The sequence below is a fragment of the Moraxella sp. Pampa genome (assembly GCF_035181385.1).
In the GTDB taxonomy this organism is placed as follows: Bacteria; Pseudomonadota; Gammaproteobacteria; order Pseudomonadales; family Moraxellaceae; genus Moraxella.
Window position 1 is genome coordinate 272,950 of the sequence record NZ_JAXCJK010000001.1, and the last position, 21,928, is coordinate 294,877.

At 41.5% G+C, this 21,928-nt stretch carries 14 protein-coding genes; 8 read left to right on the forward strand and 6 right to left on the reverse strand.

Annotated elements, in window-relative coordinates:
* Positions 1-22: 22 nt before the first annotated feature.
* From hrpA to R0123_RS01375, 8 genes are all read left to right on the forward strand, one after another.
* Positions 23-4,216, forward strand: a complete 4,194-nt coding sequence (gene hrpA / locus R0123_RS01340) for an ATP-dependent RNA helicase HrpA (RefSeq protein WP_416381679.1) — start codon at positions 23-25, stop codon at positions 4,214-4,216.
* Positions 4,217-4,394: 178 nt separating this feature from the next.
* Positions 4,395-5,540: a beta-ketoacyl-ACP synthase III gene (locus R0123_RS01345; protein ID WP_323842819.1), complete on the forward strand. Its 1,146-nt coding sequence runs from the start codon at positions 4,395-4,397 to the stop codon at positions 5,538-5,540.
* Positions 5,541-5,873: 333 nt separating this feature from the next.
* On the forward strand, positions 5,874-7,016 hold the full coding sequence (trmA, locus tag R0123_RS01350; RefSeq protein WP_323842820.1) for a tRNA (uridine(54)-C5)-methyltransferase TrmA: 1,143 nt from the start codon (positions 5,874-5,876) through the stop codon (positions 7,014-7,016).
* A 78-nt stretch (positions 7,017-7,094) separates the two neighbouring features.
* Positions 7,095-8,168: a peptide chain release factor 1 gene (gene prfA / locus R0123_RS01355; protein ID WP_323841474.1), complete on the forward strand. Its 1,074-nt coding sequence runs from the start codon at positions 7,095-7,097 to the stop codon at positions 8,166-8,168.
* 271 nt (positions 8,169-8,439) lie between these two features.
* Positions 8,440-9,954 (forward strand): lysine--tRNA ligase, encoded by a 1,515-nt coding sequence (gene lysS, locus R0123_RS01360; protein WP_323841475.1) that lies wholly within the window; start codon positions 8,440-8,442, stop codon positions 9,952-9,954.
* Between the two features lie 259 nt (positions 9,955-10,213).
* Positions 10,214-11,701: a cation:proton antiporter gene (locus R0123_RS01365; protein ID WP_416381474.1), complete on the forward strand. Its 1,488-nt coding sequence runs from the start codon at positions 10,214-10,216 to the stop codon at positions 11,699-11,701.
* 61 nt (positions 11,702-11,762) lie between these two features.
* A complete protein-coding gene (gene dnaX, locus R0123_RS01370; protein ID WP_416381688.1) occupies positions 11,763-13,778 on the forward strand; it encodes a DNA polymerase III subunit gamma/tau in 2,016 nt (671 codons plus the stop codon).
* A gap of 89 nt (positions 13,779-13,867) precedes the next feature.
* A complete protein-coding gene (locus tag R0123_RS01375; protein ID WP_323841477.1) occupies positions 13,868-14,740 on the forward strand; it encodes a LysR family transcriptional regulator in 873 nt (290 codons plus the stop codon).
* Between the two features lie 330 nt (positions 14,741-15,070).
* Here the strand turns inward: R0123_RS01375 and accC are convergent, their stop codons facing one another.
* From accC to secD, 6 genes are all read right to left on the reverse strand, one after another.
* Positions 15,071-16,411: an acetyl-CoA carboxylase biotin carboxylase subunit gene (accC, locus tag R0123_RS01380; RefSeq protein ID WP_323842822.1), complete on the reverse strand. Its 1,341-nt coding sequence runs from the start codon at positions 16,409-16,411 to the stop codon at positions 15,071-15,073.
* Between the two features lie 7 nt (positions 16,412-16,418).
* Positions 16,419-16,844 carry an acetyl-CoA carboxylase biotin carboxyl carrier protein gene (gene accB, locus R0123_RS01385; protein ID WP_323842823.1) on the reverse strand — a complete coding sequence of 142 codons (426 nt, stop codon included), beginning with the start codon at positions 16,842-16,844 and terminating at the stop codon, positions 16,419-16,421.
* A gap of 252 nt (positions 16,845-17,096) precedes the next feature.
* Positions 17,097-17,732 (reverse strand): TIGR00730 family Rossman fold protein, encoded by a 636-nt coding sequence (locus R0123_RS01390; RefSeq protein WP_323842824.1) that lies wholly within the window; start codon positions 17,730-17,732, stop codon positions 17,097-17,099.
* A gap of 51 nt (positions 17,733-17,783) precedes the next feature.
* Positions 17,784-18,704, reverse strand: a complete 921-nt coding sequence (locus R0123_RS01395; RefSeq protein ID WP_323842825.1) for a DMT family transporter — start codon at positions 18,702-18,704, stop codon at positions 17,784-17,786.
* A gap of 120 nt (positions 18,705-18,824) precedes the next feature.
* The gene (gene secF, locus R0123_RS01400) at positions 18,825-19,961 is read right to left on the reverse strand and encodes a protein translocase subunit SecF (protein ID WP_323842826.1); all 1,137 of its coding nucleotides are present in this window, start codon (positions 19,959-19,961) and stop codon (positions 18,825-18,827) included.
* A 9-nt stretch (positions 19,962-19,970) separates the two neighbouring features.
* Positions 19,971-21,845: a protein translocase subunit SecD gene (gene secD / locus R0123_RS01405; RefSeq protein WP_323842827.1), complete on the reverse strand. Its 1,875-nt coding sequence runs from the start codon at positions 21,843-21,845 to the stop codon at positions 19,971-19,973.
* Positions 21,846-21,928: the final 83 nt, after the last annotated feature.

A 21,928-nucleotide genomic window follows, 5' to 3' on the forward strand; every position in this document is an offset into this window, starting at 1 on the left:
ATTGATGACGAATGAATTATAAATGATGAAAAAATTACCTATTTTAGCCAAAGATCGCCATTATCTGCATCGCCTACGCCAAGAAATTAAACACGCACAAGGTGATGATAAAGCCAAAAAACAAGCCAAATTTAATGAAGTTATCAATCTTTCAAATCAGGCGGTCATTGCACGACAAAATGCCATGCCATCTCATTTGCCAGAACTTTTAAATCATGATTTGCCCGTTACCAAAGAGGCACAGATGCTCATAAAGGCGATTGAAGATCATCAAGTCATCATCGTGGCAGGCGAGACAGGTTCGGGCAAAACAACTCAGTTGCCAAAACTTGCCATGCTTGCAGGCAGGGGGGTAACAGGGCAGATAGGACATACACAACCACGCCGTCTGGCCGCTCGTTCTGTGGCCAGCCGTATCGCACAAGAGCTTGGCGAACCGCTAGGAAAGACGGTCAGCTTTAAGGTGCGATTCACCGAAGAAGGCGGGAGGGATAGTATTGTCAAGCTCATGACAGATGGTATTTTGCTTGCTGAGCTTGGTACGGATAAATTTTTAACCCGCTATGACACCATCATTATTGATGAGGCACATGAACGCAGTTTGAATATTGATTTTATTTTGGGTTATTTAAAAGGCTTGCTACCAAAACGAACAGATCTTAAAATCATCATTACATCTGCCACGCTAGATACCGAGCGGTTTGCTGGTTATTTTGCCAAAGATGGGATACCTGCACCTGTCTTTAGCGTAGAAGGGCGTAGCTATCCTGTGGAGGTGCGTTATCGTCCTTTGACTGATCAGATCATCACAAGCCATGATGACGATGCCTTTGGTGAAGCGGAGGACAATCTGCCACGAGCATTGACAGCGGCCATTGCTGAGTGCTTTGATGATGCTGCAAAAAAAGGACACCCGCACCAAGCAGACATTCTGATTTTTGCCAGTACAGAGGCAGAGATTCGTGAATTACAAGAGATTTTGACCACGCACACCCCAGCTCATACCGAGATATTACCTTTGTTTGCTCGGCAGTCATTTGCTGAGCAGCAGCGTATTTTTCAGCCATCAGGCAGGGGGCGACGCATCATCATTGCCACCAATGTTGCTGAAACTGCTTTGACCGTACCAAACATTCGCTATGTGATTGATTTGGGTTTTGCTCGTATCAGTCGTTATAATTATCGCTCACGCATACAGCGTTTACCGATTGAAGCCATCAGCCAAGCTGCTGCCAATCAGCGTAAAGGTCGTTGTGGGCGTATTGGTGATGGCGTGTGTATTCGTTTGTATTCTGAGGACGATTTTAATGCTCGTCCTAAGTTTACCGAACCTGAGATTTTACGGACAAATTTGGCGAGTGTCATTTTGCAGATGACTCGGCTAAATCTTGGTGATGTGGCAGAATTTGACTTCATTACACCGCCAGATTTTCGTCTGATTAACGATGGCAAAAAGTTGCTTTTAGAGCTTGGGGCAATCACAGACGCACCAACCAAAACCGCCATAAAAAAACGCAAATCCCTGCCGATTGCCTTGACCAAAATCGGCCAAATAATGGCAAAAATGCCCATTGATCCACGCCTTGCTCGTATGCTTGTGGCAGGTGATTATTTTGACTGCTTGTCAGACATACTCATCATTGTTTCAGCTTTGGCGGTGCAAGATGTGCGTGAAAGACCAGTGAACAAGCAAGCACAAGCCGACCAAAAGCACGCTTTATTCCGCCGTGATGATTCGGACTTTTTGTTTTATTTAGAGCTGTACCAAGCCTTGTTTGGTAAGCATGAGCTTAATAACAATCAGATATTAAGTGTGAATGCTCGCCGTAATTTTGCCAAAAAACACTATCTTAGCTTTACTCGCATTCGTGAGTGGCAAAAAACACATGAACAGTTATCTGCCATGATGACAGAATTGGGTTTTGTGATTAAGAAAACTGAAGAGATGTTGGGGGTGGATTTTCAAGATGGTCAGAGTCAAGATGTCATCAAAAATACCAAAGTTGATACCAAAAAAGGCGTACGCTTATCATTAAATAAAGATAAGACCAATAAAAAAACCAAAAATAGTCTTAGTCTGTCTGCCCTAAAATCCATCAGTCATGGTGTGATGGATAAAACGGCGGTGCAATATGTCAATATTCATAGGGCGATACTCACGGCACTTTTGTCATTTGTGGCACACAAGACAGATGTTTTGGGCGAATATATGATGGCTCGTAGCCAAAAGGCACGAATATTTCCTGCCAGTACTTTGCATAAAAAAGGCGTGGATTGGTTGATGGCTTTTGAGGTGGTGGAGACTTCTCGGGTCTATATGCGTTGTAATGCAAAGATTGAGCCTGAGTGGATTGTGTCAGCGGCGGGCAATCTATTAAAATATCACTACTTTGAACCGCATTGGTCAAAGAAAACTGGGCGAGTGCGTGCCTATGTGCAGATCAGTCTGTTTGGATTGGTAGTGGTTGCCAAAGAGCTGACTAATTATGAGCCTATCAATACAGAACACGCCAGAGAGATTTTTATCCGAGATGCACTTGTGGGTAATAACTATGGATTTGCTGCCAAATTCCTTGAACATAACACCGCCAAGATTAAAAATGTGGAGCGTATTGAAGATAAGCTTCGTCGCAAAGATTTGCTTGTTGATGAAGAAAGATTGTATCAATTTTACCATGATAAAATACCAGGTCACATAGCCAACCGTAAATCTTTTGAGGAATTTTATCACGAAAAATTTAATCAAGACCCTACTTTTTTATTTTTCAATGATGATGATGTCTTGAATGAAAATGTTGAAGCCAATCATGAATTTCCAGAAGTTTGGCAGATGGGCGGTCTAAAATTACCACTGTCTTATGTGTTTGACCCTAGCTCTGATGATGATGGCGTTACTGTTCGTGTACCCGTTAAAGCGTTGTCGCAGATTGATGCAGTAGCACTGCTTTGGGGGGTTGCAGGGTGGCGTTATGAATTGGTGTTGCAATTATTAAAAACCTTGCCAAAAGAATTGCGCCGTCAAATTGTCCCCATTCCTGATACGACAAATAAGATTTTTGATAAACTTAATGTCTTAAATGGGGCAGGTTTGCTTGATCAAATCAGCCAAAATTTATTAAGGCTTGGCGTGCGTGTCTCGCCTAATGATTTTGAGCCGTCTAAGGTGGATAATTATTTGCGTCCACTGATTTGTGTCGTTGATGAGAAAAATCATGTCATTGAAAAAAGCCGAGATTTGGCACGCTTAAAAGCTCGGCATACGACCGCTATTCGCCAAGAAGTTGTGATAGAAGAGGGGCTTCATCACAATTTTCCAAGCCATTTTAATTTTGTGAGAAATAAGCACAGTGCAGGCGTGGTCATGCAGGAGTTTTCGGCATTAAAGGCGGATAAAACAGGTGCGACAGTATCAATTGCTCAGTTTACCGAATTAAGGTCTGCCCTAAATACGCACAAAAATGGTGTGCTTGCTCTGATTAAGGCCAAACTGGGGGCAAGACAAAAACAGCTTACTTCGCAAGTTGATAAAGCCTTTAAGCTGGCCTTTGCCCCACTTGGAGACCTTGAAAAACTAAAAAACATTGTGGTTGATGCAACCTTGCAGGCGTGTCTATACGACCATGCACCACGCTTGATTAACAGCACCAGTGAAAATGCACGAGTTTATATTGGTGGTCTGATTGATGATGAAACAGCTTGGCTTAGCGAACATTTACCATTTGATGAGCATGAATTTGCCCAGACAAGCGATAAAGTTTTGGCGGAATTTCTCTTAACAGGACAGGCTGTTTTACGGACGCTCAAAGACATATATACAAGCTGGCAAACTGCCCGTGGCAAACTTTTAATGCTGGATAATGAAATCTTTGGTGAAAGCATTGAAGATATTGAAGACCAGCTAGACGATTTGAGTTTATCTGATTTTATTTATCGCACTGATGTGATGCACTGGCGAGAGTATCCGCGTTATTTACAGGCACTCAATGTTCGCCTTGATCGACTAACACATAATGTGGACGCCGATCTTGATGGCGTATATCTGTTAGACACACACATGGAACGCCTTGCCAATCGGGTGCATGACCCAAAAATCGCTCAGTATCGCTGGGCAGTAGAAGAGTATCGCATCAATTTGTTTGCCCAACCAATGAAAACCAAATTTGCGATTTCCGAAAAAAGACTGGAAAAAATTTGGGCAACTCTGACTAGCCGATAGGCAAGGCGTATGCTCAATTACGCCTTGGTAAAAGTTCTTTGTTGTGATGACTTGCCATCAAATGCTTAAAATTTGAGGATTTTTTTGTAAACAGCTGTATTTTTTTACAAATGCTTACACTTTTTTATGATAAACTAATTACATCTTTTTGACTGACATCAAAGCATAAGGAAAAAATATGTCAATTTATCTGACTGCCACAGGGCTGCATAAACCAAAAGATAAGATCACCAATGAAGAGCTGGTATCGGCATTTAACGCTTATGTGGATAATTATAACGCTCAAAATGCTGATGCCATCGCAAATGGCGAAAAGGTCGCCTTGCAACACTCATCGGCTGAGTTTATCGAAAAAGCATCTGGCATCAAATCTCGCCATGTGATTGATAAAAAAGGCATTTTAGATCCAGATATTATGGCACCGATATTTCCTGCTCGCAAGTTGGGCGAAGAGCTTTCTATCATGGCGGAGATGGGTGTTGATGCACTAAATCAAGCACTTGATAATGCAGGTTTAAAGGGTGAAGATTTGGACGGTATCATCTGTGCTTGTTCAAATTTTCAGCGTGTATATCCTGCCATCGCCATTGAGATTCAAAATGCGGTAGGTATGGTAGGCGGTTTTGCCTTTGATACCAATGTGGCGTGTAGTGCGGCGACTTTTGGTATCGCACAGGCAATCGGTATGATTAAGGCAGGGCTTGGCAAGCGTGTGGCGGTGGTTAATGTGGAGATTACCTCAGCACACCTAAACTGGCGTAACCGAGACAGCCATTTTATTTTTGGTGATATTGCAGCAGCGACCATTATTGAAGAGCTGGACACGCCAAAGGGCTATGAAATTCTAGACTGTAAATTATTTACACAGTTTTCAACCAATATCAAGAACGAATATGGCTTTATGGACAGAAGCGAGTATTTGGCGGCTGGGCGAGAAATGCACTGTGATATTAAAGAGCCAGTTGCAGATAAGTTGTTTTTGCAAGAAGGGCGTAAGGTTTTTCGTGAGGTTTGCCCAAAAGTATCCGAAATCATCAGTACGCACCTAAAAGAAAATGACATTGGTACGGATAAAATCAAAAGAATGTGGTTGCACCAAGCCAATATCAATATGATTGATTTAATTTTGCGTAGTGTCATGGGTAAAGACGCAGATAAAGCCATCGCACCAATTGCTATTACTGAGTATGGTAATACCAGCTCGGCCAGCCCAGTGATTGCATTTCATGAACATCAAGATGGAGTGCAGGCAGGTGATTTGGGGGTGATTTGTTCGTTTGGTGCAGGCTATTCTATTGGCTCGGTCATTGTCAAGAAAGTCTGATGCCAAACCAAGATGGCTCATGATGACCAAAACAACCAAGTCATTTAAATAAATTGAAAAGCACTTTTAGTAATAAAAGTGCTTTTTTTTAAATAGATAAAATTTATTTAACATAATCCATATAATAACATGAGAAAAAATATTTAATAAAAATCTTAGCATTAAAAAAAATCAAAAAATCAACACAATAACCAGAAAATCAAGGCATTTTAAAGAGTGTATCAATTAAGATATTTAATTTATGTACCTAGTTTATTTGTCGTAGGGCGTGTGATTTGCTATAATGACGCTTCTTTTACTTTGGATGTATGTCCATCAGCGGAAATTTGTTAAATGACCACGCCACTCATGAATGAGCAGACCTATCAAGACCAATTAAATCATAAAATCAATCGCATTACTGCCCAATTTGCACCATTTAACCCACCTGCATTGGAAGTATATCCTTCACCCATAAGTCATTTTCGTATGCGTGCTGAATTTCGCATTTGGCATACTGATGATGATATGTTTTATGCGATGTTTGAACGCAATGAAAGTGGTAAAAAAACTGTCATACGCATTGATGATTTTGCCACTGCCAGCTTGCAGATTAATGAGTTGATGCCCATTTTGCTTGCTGAATTAAAAGCAAGCAAAACACTGTCTGAACGAATTTTTGAGATTCATTTTTTAAACACCTTAAAAGGTGAGATGCTTGTCAGTCTGATTTATCATAAAAAACTAGACAATATTTGGCAAGGTCTGGCAAAAAATCTGTCGGATAAATTAGGCATCATAATCATTGGTCGCAGTCGTGGGCAAAAAATCGTTTTGTCTGAAGATTTTGTTACTGAGCAGATGGTCGTCAATATCAAAGGCGAGCAAACGCAGTTTTTGTATCAGCAGGTTGAAAGTGGATTTAGCCAGCCTAATGCGATTGTGTGCCAATCCATGTTAAACTTTGCCTGTGATGTCGCAGATGCCATCAGTAGCAATCAAAATAATCAAAACCAACAACAAGATTTGTTGGAATTGTATTGCGGTAATGGCAATTTTACTCTGCCTTTGTCTTGTTATTTTAGACAAGTGCTGGCAACAGAACTTGCTAAATCCTCTGTGAATTCTGCAAAATGGGCAATTGACAAAAACAACATTCAAAACATCGCCATCGCACGCTTATCGGCAGAAGAGTTTAGTCAGGCCTATAACGCAGAGCGTCAGTTTAGACGCCTGATAGAGGCAGATATTGATATACAAAGCTATGATTTTAATACAGTTTTTGTAGATCCACCTCGTGCAGGCATCGATGATGAAACTTTAAAAATTTTGATGAGCTTTGATCATATTATCTATATTTCTTGCAACCCTGACACCTTGTTTGATAACTTGCAATTTTTAAATCGTACGCATGAAATAAAGCGTTTTGCCATGTTTGACCAATTTCCTTATACTCATCATATTGAAAGTGGTGTTTGGCTAAGTAAGCGATGGTAAAAAGATTGGTAAAAATGATCAATTTATGGCAAAATAGCAAGCTAATTTTAGCAAGATAACAAAAGTGCAACAGCCATCATGAAAGAAAGTTTACGCCACCGCCTTGATCAAATGGCGGACAGATTTGAAGAAGTTACTGCTTTGTTGTCCGACCCAGATACCATTGCTGACAGCAAAAAATTCCGTGAATTGTCAGTGGAACATAACGAGCTTGGCGAATTGGTAGATGCTTGGGCAAGGTTTTGTCAAGCCGAAGAAGATTTGGCGACCGCCACCGAAATGCTGTCTGATCCTGACATGAAAGAGATGGCGGAGGAAGAGGCTGATATCGCAAAGAGTGAAATTGAGCGATTAACCGAGGTGCTCAATGTATTGATGTTGCCAAAAGATCCAAACGATAAGGCGACCGCTTTTCTTGAAATTAGAGCAGGCACAGGCGGTGATGAGGCAGCCATTTTTTCTGGTGATTTGTTTCGTATGTACCAAAAATACGCTCAATCACAAGGTTGGCAAGTAGAGGTGCTGTCCGCTAATGACGGAGAGCATGGTGGTTATAAGGAAATCATTACTCGAGTTTCAGGCGTGGGTGTGTATGGGCGATTGAAGTTTGAAAGCGGAGTACATCGAGTCCAGCGTGTACCAGCTACTGAAAGCCAAGGGCGTGTGCATACATCTGCTTGCACAGTTGCCATCATGCCAGAAGTTGAGATTGATGATAGTGTAGAGATTAACCCTGCTGATTTACGCATTGACACCTATCGCTCTAGCGGTGCAGGCGGTCAGCATGTTAATACCACTGATTCAGCCGTGCGTATTACACACATTCCCACAGGTATGGTGGCAGAATGTCAGCAAGAGCGTTCTCAGCACGCCAACAAAGATAAGGCAATGAAAATGCTGGTTGCCAAAATCCAACAAGCCAAAGTTCAAGCTCAGCTAGATGCTACCAGCGACATGAGACGAAATTTGGTCGGTTCTGGCGACCGCTCTGAACGCATTCGTACTTATAATTTTCCACAAGGGCGAACTACAGATCATCGAATCAATCTCACCCTATATAAGCTAGATGCCATCATGGAGGGGGATTTGAGTGAATTACTAGACAGTTTATTGCGTGAGCATCAGGCAGATTTGATGGCAAGTGTGGGATAATGATGAATTATTAAGTGTTTAGGGTAATAAAATGCTGGTTAATTACCCTAAAATGTCTTAAGTATGTTTGAACGCAAATTTTGATGATGGCTTTTCATCAAGACTACTTCGTGCATATATGATTACTTTTTTATTGTTTTTATTCGTGCCTTTTATTTTGTGCAATGACTTTGCGATCAGTCGTCCTAAAAATTAGTAGAGCGGGCGATTAAAAAAGTGATCGCCATGGTCTATTTTATGTTTAATCTATATCCAATCCAAGGTTTTATTTATGTCAAATACACAGCAAACACAACTTTTAGAAAATGAGCTGATTGCCCAACGCCATGCCAAACTACAAGACTTAGAGCAAAAAGCAAAAACCCATGGTAAAACCGCTTATCCAAATACTTTTAAGCGTGAAGATTATGCTGCTGATTTGCAAGCACAATTTGAGGGTGTCGACAAGCAGGCCATTGAAAGCGGTGATAAGGTTTATGCCAAAGTTGCAGGGCGGGTTATGCTTAACCGTGGCTCGTTCATCGTTATCCAAGACATGACAGGGCGTATCCAGCTTTATGTCGATAGAAAAGGGCTAGATGAGCAGACATTAGAACTGATCAAATCTCTTGATTTGGGTGATATCGTAGCAGGCAGTGGTCATATTGGGCGTTCTGGTAAGGGTGATTTGTATGTACATTTGGAGCAATTTGAACTGCTTACCAAATCCTTACGCCCACTGCCTGATAAATTTCACGGTCTTACTGACACCGAGGTGAAGTATCGTAAACGCTATTTGGATTTGATGGTCAATGAAGAGACACGCAAGACTTTTGAAATTCGCTCTAAGGTGATTGCAGGCATTCGAGAATACCTCACCAATGAACGCTTTATGGAGGTGGAGACGCCAATGATGCACATGATTCCAGGCGGTGCATCTGCTAAGCCATTTGTCACGCATCACAATGCCTTGGACATGGAGTTATTTTTAAGAATAGCCCCTGAACTTTATTTAAAAAGATTGGTTGTGGGTGGTTTTGAACGAGTATTTGAAATCAACCGTAATTTTAGAAATGAGGGCGTTTCTACTCGCCACAACCCTGAATTCACGATGATTGAGTTTTATCAAGCCTATGCTGATTATAAGGATTTGATGGCACTTACAGAAAATATGCTTGAAAAACTGGCAATGGACATATTGGGCACAACCAATATTCCTTATGGTGATGAGGTATTTAGTTTTAAAGCACCATTTGATAAAATTCCAATGAGTGAAGCGATATTAAAATACAATCCAAATCTTACGCTTGATAACATCAATGACCGAGAATTTTTAGCTGATTTTGTTAAAAATACCTTAAAACAAGAGGTTAAACCTTCTTTTGGACTGGGAAAATTACAAACCATTGTCTTTGAGGAAACGGTGGAAACGCAATTACGCCAACCGACCTTTATTACCGAATATCCTGCTGAAACATCACCATTGGCAAGACGCAATGATGATAATCCACACATTACCGATCGTTTTGAATTTTTTATTGGTGGGCGAGAGCTGGCAAATGGTTTTAGCGAGTTAAACGACCCGATCGACCAAGCTGAACGCTTCCGTCAGCAGGTGGCGGAAAAAGATGCGGGCGATGATGAGGCAATGCATTATGATGCAGACTTTATTGAAGCCTTAGAATATGGGTTACCGCCAACAGCAGGGCAAGGTATTGGCATTGACCGTCTGGTCATGCTATTTGCCAACGCACCAAGCATTCGTGATGTGCTTTTATTTCCACATATGCGTCATAAGACAGACTGATTGGTATTTAATTTTATTGTTTAAAAAATCTAAAAACAGCACACCCATGTGTGCTGTTTTTTTTGTTATGCCATCAAAGTTTATTTAATGGCAATCGTATGCCAAGATTGATTTTTGGTATGATGATTTTTAGTGGCAATTTAAGAAAAATAGCAAATAAACCTTGCCTTGAACAAATTTAAGAGGGGATTTTAACTTTTTTTGCTATAATAACCCCTAAGAAAATGATAAATACTTTTAATCAATTTTGGACTTGAATATGGGCAGTTTTATCTTTCTTGAAATTTTTGTTGTGGTGTGTTTAGTATCCATTACCACAACATTGTTTAATAAACGGATTTTGGGTCTACCACAGGCGATAGGCGTTCCTATCGTCTCAGCATTATTGGTATTCTTACTACAATGGTCGGCGACACTGTTGGCCAGTAACCAGTTTGTCAGTATCAATATTCATGCCATTGAAGCGACAGTACGCCACATTAATTTTTATGATTTTTTAATCAATGGTGTGATTTGTTTTATTTTGACGGCATCGGCATTAAAATTTAAAGTCAATGATTTAAAGACTTATTGGAGACCGATTGGTATTTTGGCAAGTCTGGCACTGTTGTTGTGTGCACTTGTTTTTGGTATGCTTCTTTTTGGTTATCAATTTGTTACAGGTCATCATGTGCCACTGATTATCTTGTTGCTTTTGGGTTCAGCACTTGGGGCAACCGACCCAATTGGCATCAAGGGCGTACTAAGTTCTATTAAAGCACCTGAACATCTGATGATTAAGCTTGAAGGCGAATCTTTATTTAATGACGCCATGTGTATTGCCATTTTTATGACGATTTTAAAGGTGATTCAAGGAGGTGCATTTAATGTCTTGCATGTCATTGAGCATTTGGCGTTTGAGATTATTGTGGCGGTCATCATCGGTTTGGTATTTGGCAAAATGGCGTTATACCTTTTAAAAGGGAAAAATGAGATGGAGTCGCTGATTTTGACCACAGCAGTATTGGCGGCTGGCTCTTATTTGGTCGCACTTTATGCCCATGCTTCTGCACCGATTGCCTGTGTGATGGCAGGTTTAATCGTTGGTAATCGCTGGCAAGAGATTTTGGCTCAAAAAGATGTTGAAGAAATCAATCATTTTTGGCACACCATTGAGGGTATCATCAATTCGTTCTTATTTACACTGATTGGTCTTGAACTGTTTATTTTGGATTTGAATGCAGAAATTGTCATTGGTGGCGTGGTGGCGTTTGTCATCTTGCATTTGGCTCGTTTTATTGCCAATTTTGCCTCCTTTGCACTATTTCCTAGTGTGCGTAAAAATGCCTACAAAGGCAGTCTTGAGATTTTATCTTGGGGTGGGGTGCGTGGTGGCATTTCATTGGCGCTTATTTTGGCGGTGGCAAATGTACCTCAATTGGCTCAGTACACCAATGTTTTAATTGGTTATACTTTTATTGTGGTGTTGCTGTCTGGCGTGGTGTGTGGGCTTGGTCTGCCTGCGGTCATCAATGCCTTTTATTACAATCCCAATGAGCCAACCACAGGTTTTTATGGTTGGTATCAGCGTCTCATGCATAAAATCATGAACCGTTCTGACAGGCTGTATTTACTAAAAGAAGACCAGTACGGTAATCAGACAATCAGTCTTTATGAACCAACGCCTGAAGAATTGGAGGAGTTGCCAGATTTTGATGACACCAAGCATGAAACACATTTGAGTCTAAATAATCCAGACCGTTTTTAGTGGCTGACTTTTAAAGTATCGTATTTTCATGTAAAATTAACCCATCATAACAAGTGAAGTCATCATGAGTGAATATCAAGTACTAGCCAGAAAATACCGCCCAAAAGATTTTAGCCAGCTACTAGGGCAAAGTCATGTTTGGCAGGCCCTTGCCAATGCCATTGATACAAAAAGATTGCACCACGCTTATTTGTTCACTGGCACTCGTGGTGTGGGCAAAACAACCATTGCGCGTATTTTAGCCAAATGCCTAAACTGCGAAACAGGCATTACAAGCACACCATGCGGTGTATGTGATACTTGTATGAGTATTGATACTGGGCGGTTTATTGACTTGATTGAAATTGATGCGGCCAGCCGTACAAAGGTTGAGGACACCAGAGATTTACTAGAAAATGTACCTTATTCGCCTACACAAGGTCGTTACAAGGTGTATTTGATTGATGAAGTGCATATGCTTTCTACACATTCTTTTAATGCGTTATTAAAAACCTTAGAAGAACCGCCAGAGCATGTCAAGTTCATCTTAGCAACTACTGATCCACAAAAGCTACCAATCACCATCATATCACGCTGTTTGCAGTTTGTTTTGCGGCCAATGTCTCAGGTGCAGCTACACGAGCATTTAAGCAAAGTTCTTGCCCAAGAAGGCATTGCTTTTACTGATAATGCCATTTGGCAGCTTGCCGAATCCGCCAAAGGCTCTGTGCGTGATGCGTTGTCTTTGACTGATCAGGCCATTGCTTTTGGTGGTGGCATGATTAGCGATGAGAGTGTCAATGGTATGCTTGGATTGGTCAATGGCCTTGATGTACTTAATCTGATTGATGATATCTATATGAATAATGCAAGGGGAGTTGCTGACCATATCACACGCCTAAGACAGCAGATGGTAGATGCTGTGGCGGTGTTAGATAGGCTTGTTGATACCTTGCATGAGCTTGCTATGATACAGTATTTGCCGTTGCCAATGGATAAAAATCATGAACAAAAGCAAGCCTTCATTGAATTGTCAAAGAAAATTTCTGCCGATGTCATACAGTTGTATTATGAAATTGCTATCAAGACTCGTGATGGCGTGCGTTTGGCCAGTACGCCAATGCAGGCGTTGGAAATGGGTATTTTAAGATTACTTGCCTTTCGTCCTTTATTGGATAATGAAATGGTTGGCATACCAAGCATAGAACAACATACCAAAAAAACAGATGAACATAGCATAGATAAAAACAACATAGATAAAAATAATACAAATGACATGACCGCCATGTCATCAGCTGGTGCTGGTGATAACAATCGCCATATTGATGATGAGGACATTAAAAGCGATCAACAAAATACCGACCATCAAGCATATGCCGACCTGCATGACGACCAAGACCCAATACAATCTGGTCAATCAAACAAAAACTTAGAAGAAAACACCCAAGCCTTAGACGACTTTAATGCTGAACCAAGCCTTGCTGTCAGTCAAGATGATACACAAAATACCAAAGCGGTACAAGCAAAGCAGTTTAAAGACAGTGAGGTCGTACCTGTACAAATGGCAAAAACACAGCCAAAATCTGTCGAACCGCCTGATTTGATTGGTACTGATGTGCCAAGCGATACAAAAACCGCTTTACAAGAAAAACTGCTTGCACCACCTGTTGATTTGACTGGTGAGTGGAATGCGTATAAGTGGGATTATTGGTTATCTTTGGCTCGTTGCGACGGTGTTTTTGATAACGATGAATTGGCATTATTAAACCACAGCCAAATGATGGGTAGGATTGATGGCGATGCCATATTGTATGTGGAAAATCATAATGCACAAGTCAGTGCCAGCTTTATATCCGCCAAAGCCAAAATTTGTGAACGCCTACCGCAGATGGTGCTTGGTGATGAACTGATGCTTTTAACCGATGATGATAAGCGTGCCATTCCGTATGTATTGCAGCAGCAACGCAATGCTGAGGTTTTGATCTCTGCTCAAAATCAAATCATTCAAAGTCCTGTTGCACAAATGCTTTGGCAACAAGGGTTTGTTATTGATAAAGAAGTCATTTTATCAGGAACAAAATTAACCTTAGGCTCATAAAAAGACCATTTAAGTCCAAGGTCATTTAAATGAAATGATGTGTATAAAATAAGAAAATTTTAATTATTTGGATAGTAAGAGGATGTCTGATGTTGGATAACTTACGAAGCATGGCAGTATTTGCCAGTGTCGTGCGTCTTGGGTCTTTTAGCGGAGCGGCTAAAGAATTGGGCATCACAACAAGTGCAGTTAGCCAGCAAATCCGCTCACTTGAAGCAGACTTGGGCGTTGCTTTATTGCATCGTTCAACACGCAAACTGAGCCTAAGCGAGGCAGGTGAAAGCCTTTACCATGCTGCTGTGCAGATGGTCAAGTCTGCCGAACAAGGGCGAGACAGTGTCAATCAATTAAAAGACGAGATTGCAGGTAGTCTGAGAATTGCTACATCGCCTGAGATTGTTAGTAGCTATCTTATTCCTGCACTGAGCAAATGGCTGGGCGAACATGAGAATTTGTCGCTTAATATCATCTCTCGTGGCGATGACCTTGATGTCATTGAGGATCGCATTGATTTGGCATTACTTTTGGAGGAAAACCCACAAGGTGTCAGTCTGACCAAAGTCAAGCAATTGCTACTGGCATCGCCTAACTATCTTGCCAAGTACGATGCTATTAGCGTGCCAAAAGATTTAACAAATCATGCTTTTATCACACAAGGTGAACGCTCAAGTGAAAATTTGGAATTTCAAAGAAGTAATGATAAATTTAGTATTCGTATGTCATCACGCCTTGTTACCAACAGTCAGTTGATTGCATTAGAGCTTGCGGCATCGGGCTATGGCATTGTCAAGGCAAGTGAGTTAAATGCTAAATCATTCATTGAATCCAAAAAGCTTGTGCCTGTGCTTGCCGATTATGCCTTGCCAGCATTGACATTAAACGCTCTTACAGTAGCTAAAGATCAATTGCCAACCAAGGCCAAAAAATGCCTGACAATACTTACTGAGCATTTCAACCAATGATTTGATGGGCGTGTTTGTACTTTTTTATTATGGCGGTCAAGTTAATGATGGATAAATAAGGTATCAAACAGCCTGATGAAGCCAAACACACGACGCCCTACTAAAATTGGTGCCAGACACTTGGTAAGACGCACCATTTACCGAAAATATGTCATTGCTAAGCAAAAACGCTTATGGGCGTTTGTTTACTTAAAACAACAAAGGCAATCTGAGAAAATGAAGCAAATACCTAATAATGATGAGTCATAACAACAAAAGGCATCTAGGATACCTTTTGTTGTTTTTTTAGATTGATTTTATTGATCAATCACAAAGCATCAATGTTGGTTTTTATGATTTTAATAGATGATTTTCTAAGTAGTGGATGTTTTGTGCCTCATTCACAAAATTATCATCTTGTAAAATAACATCACGGTGCAAAGGGATATTTGTCTTAATGCCTTCAATGACCAGTTCATCAAGAGCGTGCAACATTTTGGAGACTGCTTGGCGACGCGTCTGTGCATGACAGATGAGCTTGCCAATCATTGAATCATAATAACTTGGAATATCATAACCTTGATATAGATGTGAATCAAAACGCACACCTGAACCGCTTGGCGTAAATAGGTTGTTAATCTTGCCAGGACAAGGCATGAAAGTCTTTGCGTCTTCAGCGTTGATACGACATTCGATGGCGTGTCCACGAATGGTGATTTCATCTTGATGGTAAGATAAGCCATAGCCTGCGGCGATTTTTAATTGCTCCACAATGACATCAATGCCTGTAATCATCTCAGTAACAGGGTGCTCAACTTGTACTCGTGTATTCATTTCAATAAAAAAGAATTGTCCATCTTCGTACAAGAATTCAAAAGTACCCGCACCACGATATTGAATTTGCTTGCACGCACGCACACAGGCGTCCAAAATTGGCTGTCTGATGTCATCGGGAATGCCTGGGGCAGGGGCTTCTTCCAGAACTTTTTGATGGCGACGCTGTAATGAACAATCACGGTCAAATAGGTGTATGGCATTGCCATCGCCATCACCCAAGACTTGCACCTCAACATGGCGTGGGTTTTTCAAGAATCTTTCCATGTACACTGTATCATCACCAAAGGCACTCTCAGCTTCAGCTTTAGCGGCTTGTACTTGGTTTATCAGCTCTTCAAAACGCTCCACCACACGCATACCACGACCACCACCGCCAGCGGCAGCTTTTACGATGAGTGGAAAACCGATTTGCTTGGCCTGCTCTTCGGCATTATGCAAAGTGATGGCACCAACAGAGCCAGGAACCGTGGGTACGCCAGCTTTTTTCATGGCGCGAATGGCAGATACTTTGTTGCCCATCAGACGAATGTGATCAGCGTGCGGCCCCACAAAAGTCAGCCCTGCTTCTTCAACTTTTTCAGCAAACTCAGCATTTTCAGACAAAAAACCATAACCTGGATGAATGGCATCGGCACCTGTAATTTCAGCGGCCGATAGTAAGGCATTCATATTTAGGTAGCTTTGTGATGATGGTGCTTGACCGATACATACCGCTTCATCTACAAAACGCAAGTGCATTAAATCTTTATCGGCTGTTGAATAGACACCAACAGTTTGTATGCCAAGCTGTTTACAGGCTCGCACGATACGCAAGGCAATTTCACCACGGTTTGCAATCAATAACTTTTTAATCATGGCTCACCTACGCTTTGTAGCGAATGACTGGCTGACCAAATTGCACCACATCGGCATTATTTACCAAAATTTCTTCAATAATCCCGCTTTGAGTGGCTTCAAGCGGATTCATGATTTTCATCGCTTCAATGATGCCAAGTTGATCGCCAGCTTGTACTTTTTGACCAACCTTGACAAACGGTGGATCATTTGGGCTTGGTGCTGAGTAAAAAACACCCACCATTGGTGAAGTTTCAACCTTACCGCTGGGGGTTTTTGGTAGGGGGGTAGAGGTAGCTACAGCTGATGATGCGATAACGGGTGCAGCAGCAATGCTTTGCACAGCAACATTACGCGTCAGATTAATATAGTCATTGTCATGACCACATTCTAAATTAACCAAGTCTTTCTCTTCCATTAAGTCAATCAGTGCACGAATTTTTTTGATGTCCATAGTCACCACCTCTTAAATCAAATAACAAATAATAACACCTGTTCATTGTAACAAATTTTTTCAAAAAATACCCAAATAAACTTGGGTTAGGTATCGCCTTGTGAAAAATTCCAAAAAAATATGGCAATGAACACGATTTTAGATGGATATAGTGTACATTCGTTTTATTTTATTGCAAGCATTTTTTTGTATTATTTTCTTACAATTTTCTAAAATTGTACTGGCTTGTATAAAAAATTGGCTTAAAAGCAATTATTTTTGGTAAAGTAAGTGGTTGTTGTTGAGTGTGTTGGCTTCATCTAGCCAAGCAGGGTTTACCCATTTTTGCACATCAATAAATTCAAAATGACGCATCTGTTCAAGCAAGTCATCAGGGTCGGTTGCAATACAGACAAGACTTAAATTTTCCTTTGGCATGAAGCCTTCATCAGTACATTTTTTTAGGGTTGATAAAAATGGGTCAAAAAAGCCATTGGTATTTAAAATACCTATGGGCTTGGCGTGCTGGCGAAGTTGTAGCAATGACAGCACTTCATACAGCTCTTCTAGTGTGCCAATACCACCTGCCATCGCAATGAATCCATCGGCAAGCTCAATCATTTTATATTTTCGTGTTGCCATGTCTGGGGTTTCGATGAGCTTAGTAAGACCCTTATGGGCGACTTCTTTTTTCTTTAAAAAAGTTGGTATGACGCCTGTTACCACACCGCCATTATTAAGCGTGCTGTCAGCAATCGTACCCATCAGACCAACATTACCGCCGCCATAGACCAGTTCAATATTTTGTTTGGCCAAAGTTTGCCCCATGAGCTTGGCGGCTTCATAATAATCTGGGGTGCTACCAAAATTTGATCCGCAGTACACGGCAATCTTATTTAATATTTTCATATTTGCTCGCTTATTTTGTTTACCAATACCTAAAAATAAAACAAAAATATGTCAATATTTGCCATATTTTATCCAACGCCAAGGTTGTACCGTGCCCAAACCCATGCCAATTAAGCCCAAAACCATGACCATATTCAAAGGCTCACCAAGCAATGGCACCGCTATGATGGCTGATATGAATGGTGCAAGCGAGGACAGTCCGCCTGCCATGAACGCACCAAGGCGAGAGACTGCCATTGCATAGGTTACCGTAGCGACAATCATGACCAATATGCTATGAAAAACCCCCTGAACAACAAGGTGGTGAAGACTGGCATTTGGTGATGAAAAACCAATGAATAACGCATAAATTGGCAAATAAATGAGCGCTGACCACACCACCGTGCTGCACATTGACTGCCATGGCGTAAATTGCCATTCTTTTAGTAGGATACTAAACCCTGCCCAGCAAAAAGCACACGCCAAAAAAATGACATCACCGACATTAAAATGATATGCACCCATAGCAATCATGCTACTCATTACAATCAATGTTGCGATAATGATGATTAGAGCAAGTTTTGTATCGGTATCAGGTCTAACCTTAAAAATCAACCAAAGTAATAAGGTTGTCGCCACAGGAATCATGCCATTTAAAAATACCGCTCCATGCACGACAGGTGCCAGCGAAAAGCCTGTGTAAACCAAACAGCTATAACCCACACCGCCTATTATCGCCAGTATCACAGCGTGCCAACGAAACAAAAACCGCCACTCTTGCTTGATTAGCAAAATTGGCATCAAAATGATTGCCGCCAATGTAAAACGCATGGCGATGATGTCCCAAACCGCCACTTGCCAACGCACCGTTACACGAGATAATAGACTAAAACTACCCCATACAAACATGGTAAACAGCACAAGTAAATAACCTTGTGTTTTTGGAGACAGTCGCTCAAAAAAGTGCCGAAAAAATTGGCAAATTGCCACCATAAAAAAACACCTTAACCATTTAAATATTTCAATGCCTCACATAGCAAGAGTGGCATGATAGCAAAATTTGCTCAAAAATAAGTCCCCAAATTATCATTTGAGGACTGCTGATACCATGAGTCAGTCTTTGGCATTTTGAAGTTCTGGGTCGGCAAAGACGACCACCTCTTCTTCAAATTCAGGCTTAATTTGTACCACAAAATCTTCTCGGGAAAGACCCAGACGCAGTGGTATGGAGCTTGCGATATAGACAGACGAGTAAGTCCCTGCAATTGTACCAATAAACTGTGCCAAGGCAAACCAAAACAGACTTTCGCCACCCAAAAACAGCAATGCCACAACAACGACAAATACAGTTCCTGCCGTCATGATGGTGCGTCGTAAAGTCTCTGTCAAAGAAAGGTTGACCACTTGGTAGGGTGTAAGACCTCGCACACGACGGAAATTTTCACGAATTCGGTCATAAACAACAATAGTATCGTTTACTGAATACCCAATTAGGGCAAGTACTGAGGCAAGTACGGTTAAGTCAAACGGCCAGCCAAAAATAGCAAACAGACCACAGACCACAATCACATCATGAAATAAGGCAAGTACAGCACCTAACGCCAATTTGAATTGAAAGCGTATGGACACATAGATCATCATGAGTGCCAAGGCAAGGCTCAATGCAAGCACTGCATCAATATAAATTTCATTACCAACTTGGCTACCAATAATGCTAATGTTATCAACAGTAGCAGGATTAGATGGTAGGTTTAGTGAGTCGGTTAGCTCTTGGCTAAGTCCTTCTGAATTTTTACCATCTTGGGGTGGTAGGCGTACAAGTAGTTCGCTACGATTACCAAGATATTGCACCACCACATCATCAAAACCTTTGCTTGCTAATGCAGAGACGACTTCGGTCTGTTCAACAGGTTGGTCATAGCGAACATTTGCCGATACACCACCTGTAAAGTCAAGTCCAAAATTGAGACCCTTAACCACAATAGCAATGATGCTAGCAACCACCAAAATGATTGAAAAAACCATCATTGGGACTTCTATTTTCATAAAAGGCAGGATACGACGATTGCCAATCAATTTTGCACCACCTGCCTTTTTGGTAGCCTCATCAACAGCGACAATGTCTTGATTGGCAAGTGCTTCTTCATTGGCTTGTGCGTTGCTACCTCTGCCATCACGGCGTGGACCTCGGCGACGCATTTCTTTAGCGTTTGGCGATGGTTGCTCGATTGGATTATTTTCATAAGTCATCATAGTCTCCTAACCGATGCTGATTTTTGCTAAGTTTTTGCGATAGCCATACCAAAGCTGCATGAGTGCTCGTGTCACAGTAATCGCAGTGAACAACGAGGTAACGATACCAATAGCAAGCGTGATCGCAAAGCCTTTAATCGGACCTGTACCGATGATAAATAAAATAACTGCCACAATCAAGGTGGTGATCTGACCATCAAAAATTGAACTAAATGCACGATCAAATCCTGCTGTAATCGCAGATTTTGGTCGTACGCCAGCGTCCAGCTCTTCTCGAATACGCTCAAAGATAAGCACATTAGCGTCAACCGCCATGCCCATAGTCAGCACAATACCTGCAATCCCTGGCAGGGTCAAAGATGAACCTAAAATTGACATGATGGCAGCCAGCATGATGATATTAAAAGCAAGGGCGATATTAGCAATCACACCACAAGCACGGTAGAAAACAATCATCCATAAAAATACAAGCAAATAGCCAATTTGTGAAGCAAGTAGGCCTTTATTGATGTTATCTTGACCAAGTGATGGACCAATGGTACGCTCTTCAACAAAATACATGGGTGCCGCCAGTGCTCCAGAACGCAAAAGCAAGGCAAGCTCATCAGCTTCTGCTGTTGAATCTAAGCCTGTGATTACAAATGATGAACCAAGTACAGCGTTGATGGTGGCACGATTAATGACCCGTGTTTCTGTAAAAGGCGTTCGCACTTCTTTAATTTCGCCTGTAACAACATCTGCTTCATAACTGATTTTTTGCTTGTTCTCAATAAAAAGCACTGCCATTTGCTTACCAACACTGGTGCGGGTGGCGTTTTGCATTAAGCGACCACCAGCGGTATCAAGATTGATGGCCACCTGAGGTTGACCATTTTCATCAAGACCTGCTTGTGCACCTTGCACCTTTTCGCCTGTAACAATGGCTTGGCGGTTTAATAGTATGGGCGGGCCATTTAAATCACCAAAAGGAAAGGCTTCTGTGCCAGCAGGGGCAATGCCACCTGCATAATCAGCCGCTTCGCTCACCATGCGAAATTCAAGATTTGCGGTTCTACCAAGTACACGCTTGGCTTCAGCGGTATCTTGCACACCTGGTAGCTCAACCACGATACGGTTATTACCTTGAGATTGCACCAAAGCTTCTGCTACCCCAAGCTCATTAATGCGGTTACGCAGGGTGGTTAGGTTTTGACCGACAGCATATTCATTAATCTCTTTTAGGCGTGCTTCTGTATAAGTTAATTCAAGTGCATCGCCTTCAATATCCGCCAAAGGACGCAAGACAAATTCATTTGCCAGATTGGCTTGCAAAGTATTTTGTGCACGGTTACGAGTTTCGCTACCATCAAAAATGAGCATCATGCCATTTTCGGTTGTACGCAAGCTTTTGATGGCGATTTTCTCGCCACGCAACGCTCGACGCACATCTTGACTGGCGGTCGCAAGGCGTTGTTCTAGTGCTTTTGCCATGTCTACTTCAAGCACAAATCTGACGCCACCACGCAAATCAAGACCTAATTTCATCGGTTTTGCACCGATGTTTCTTAGCCACTCTGGGGTGGTTTGGGCAAGATTTAAAGCCACGACATAGTTATCGCCAAGTTCACGGCGTAAAACTTCTTGAGCTTTTAATTGGTCTTCGGCGGTTTTTAGGCGTACCAAAGCACTGTTATTGGCAAAGCTACCATCATGGTGTGCAAGCTTTGCCTTATCTAACAAAGCTTCTGATTGCGTTAAGACATCTTCGGTCAGTTGCACGCCAGCTGATGCACCTGTAATCTGCACCGCAGGTTCATCTGGGTAGAGATTGGGCAGAGCATACAAACCAGAAACGACCAACACCACAGCGATGAGTATGTATTTCCAAGCAGGGTATTGCATAGGTTATTCTTATGGTTAAGGCACAAAACGAGCATTAAAAAAAAGAGTATAAATAGCTTGTATTTGTGCAAAAAGTAAAACAT

What these genes read in the sequence shown, in the direction of transcription:
- R0123_RS01375 (WP_323841477.1), top strand. Translation starts at nt 13,868, where the DNA reads ATGTTGGATAACTTACGAAGCATGGCAGTATTTGCCAGTGTCGTGCGT.
- trmA (WP_323842820.1), top strand. Translation starts at nt 5,874, where the DNA reads ATGACCACGCCACTCATGAATGAGCAGACCTATCAAGACCAATTAAAT.
- R0123_RS01345 (WP_323842819.1), top strand. Translation starts at nt 4,395, where the DNA reads ATGTCAATTTATCTGACTGCCACAGGGCTGCATAAACCAAAAGATAAG.
- hrpA (WP_416381679.1), top strand. Translation starts at nt 23, where the DNA reads ATGATGAAAAAATTACCTATTTTAGCCAAAGATCGCCATTATCTGCAT.
- prfA (WP_323841474.1), top strand. Translation starts at nt 7,095, where the DNA reads ATGAAAGAAAGTTTACGCCACCGCCTTGATCAAATGGCGGACAGATTT.
- secD (WP_323842827.1), bottom strand. Translation starts at nt 21,845, where the DNA reads ATGCAATACCCTGCTTGGAAATACATACTCATCGCTGTGGTGTTGGTC.
- R0123_RS01365 (WP_416381474.1), top strand. Translation starts at nt 10,214, where the DNA reads ATGGGCAGTTTTATCTTTCTTGAAATTTTTGTTGTGGTGTGTTTAGTA.
- accB (WP_323842823.1), bottom strand. Translation starts at nt 16,844, where the DNA reads ATGGACATCAAAAAAATTCGTGCACTGATTGACTTAATGGAAGAGAAA.
- secF (WP_323842826.1), bottom strand. Translation starts at nt 19,961, where the DNA reads ATGACTTATGAAAATAATCCAATCGAGCAACCATCGCCAAACGCTAAA.
- lysS (WP_323841475.1), top strand. Translation starts at nt 8,440, where the DNA reads ATGTCAAATACACAGCAAACACAACTTTTAGAAAATGAGCTGATTGCC.
- R0123_RS01395 (WP_323842825.1), bottom strand. Translation starts at nt 18,704, where the DNA reads ATGGTGGCAATTTGCCAATTTTTTCGGCACTTTTTTGAGCGACTGTCT.
- accC (WP_323842822.1), bottom strand. Translation starts at nt 16,411, where the DNA reads ATGATTAAAAAGTTATTGATTGCAAACCGTGGTGAAATTGCCTTGCGT.
- R0123_RS01390 (WP_323842824.1), bottom strand. Translation starts at nt 17,732, where the DNA reads ATGAAAATATTAAATAAGATTGCCGTGTACTGCGGATCAAATTTTGGT.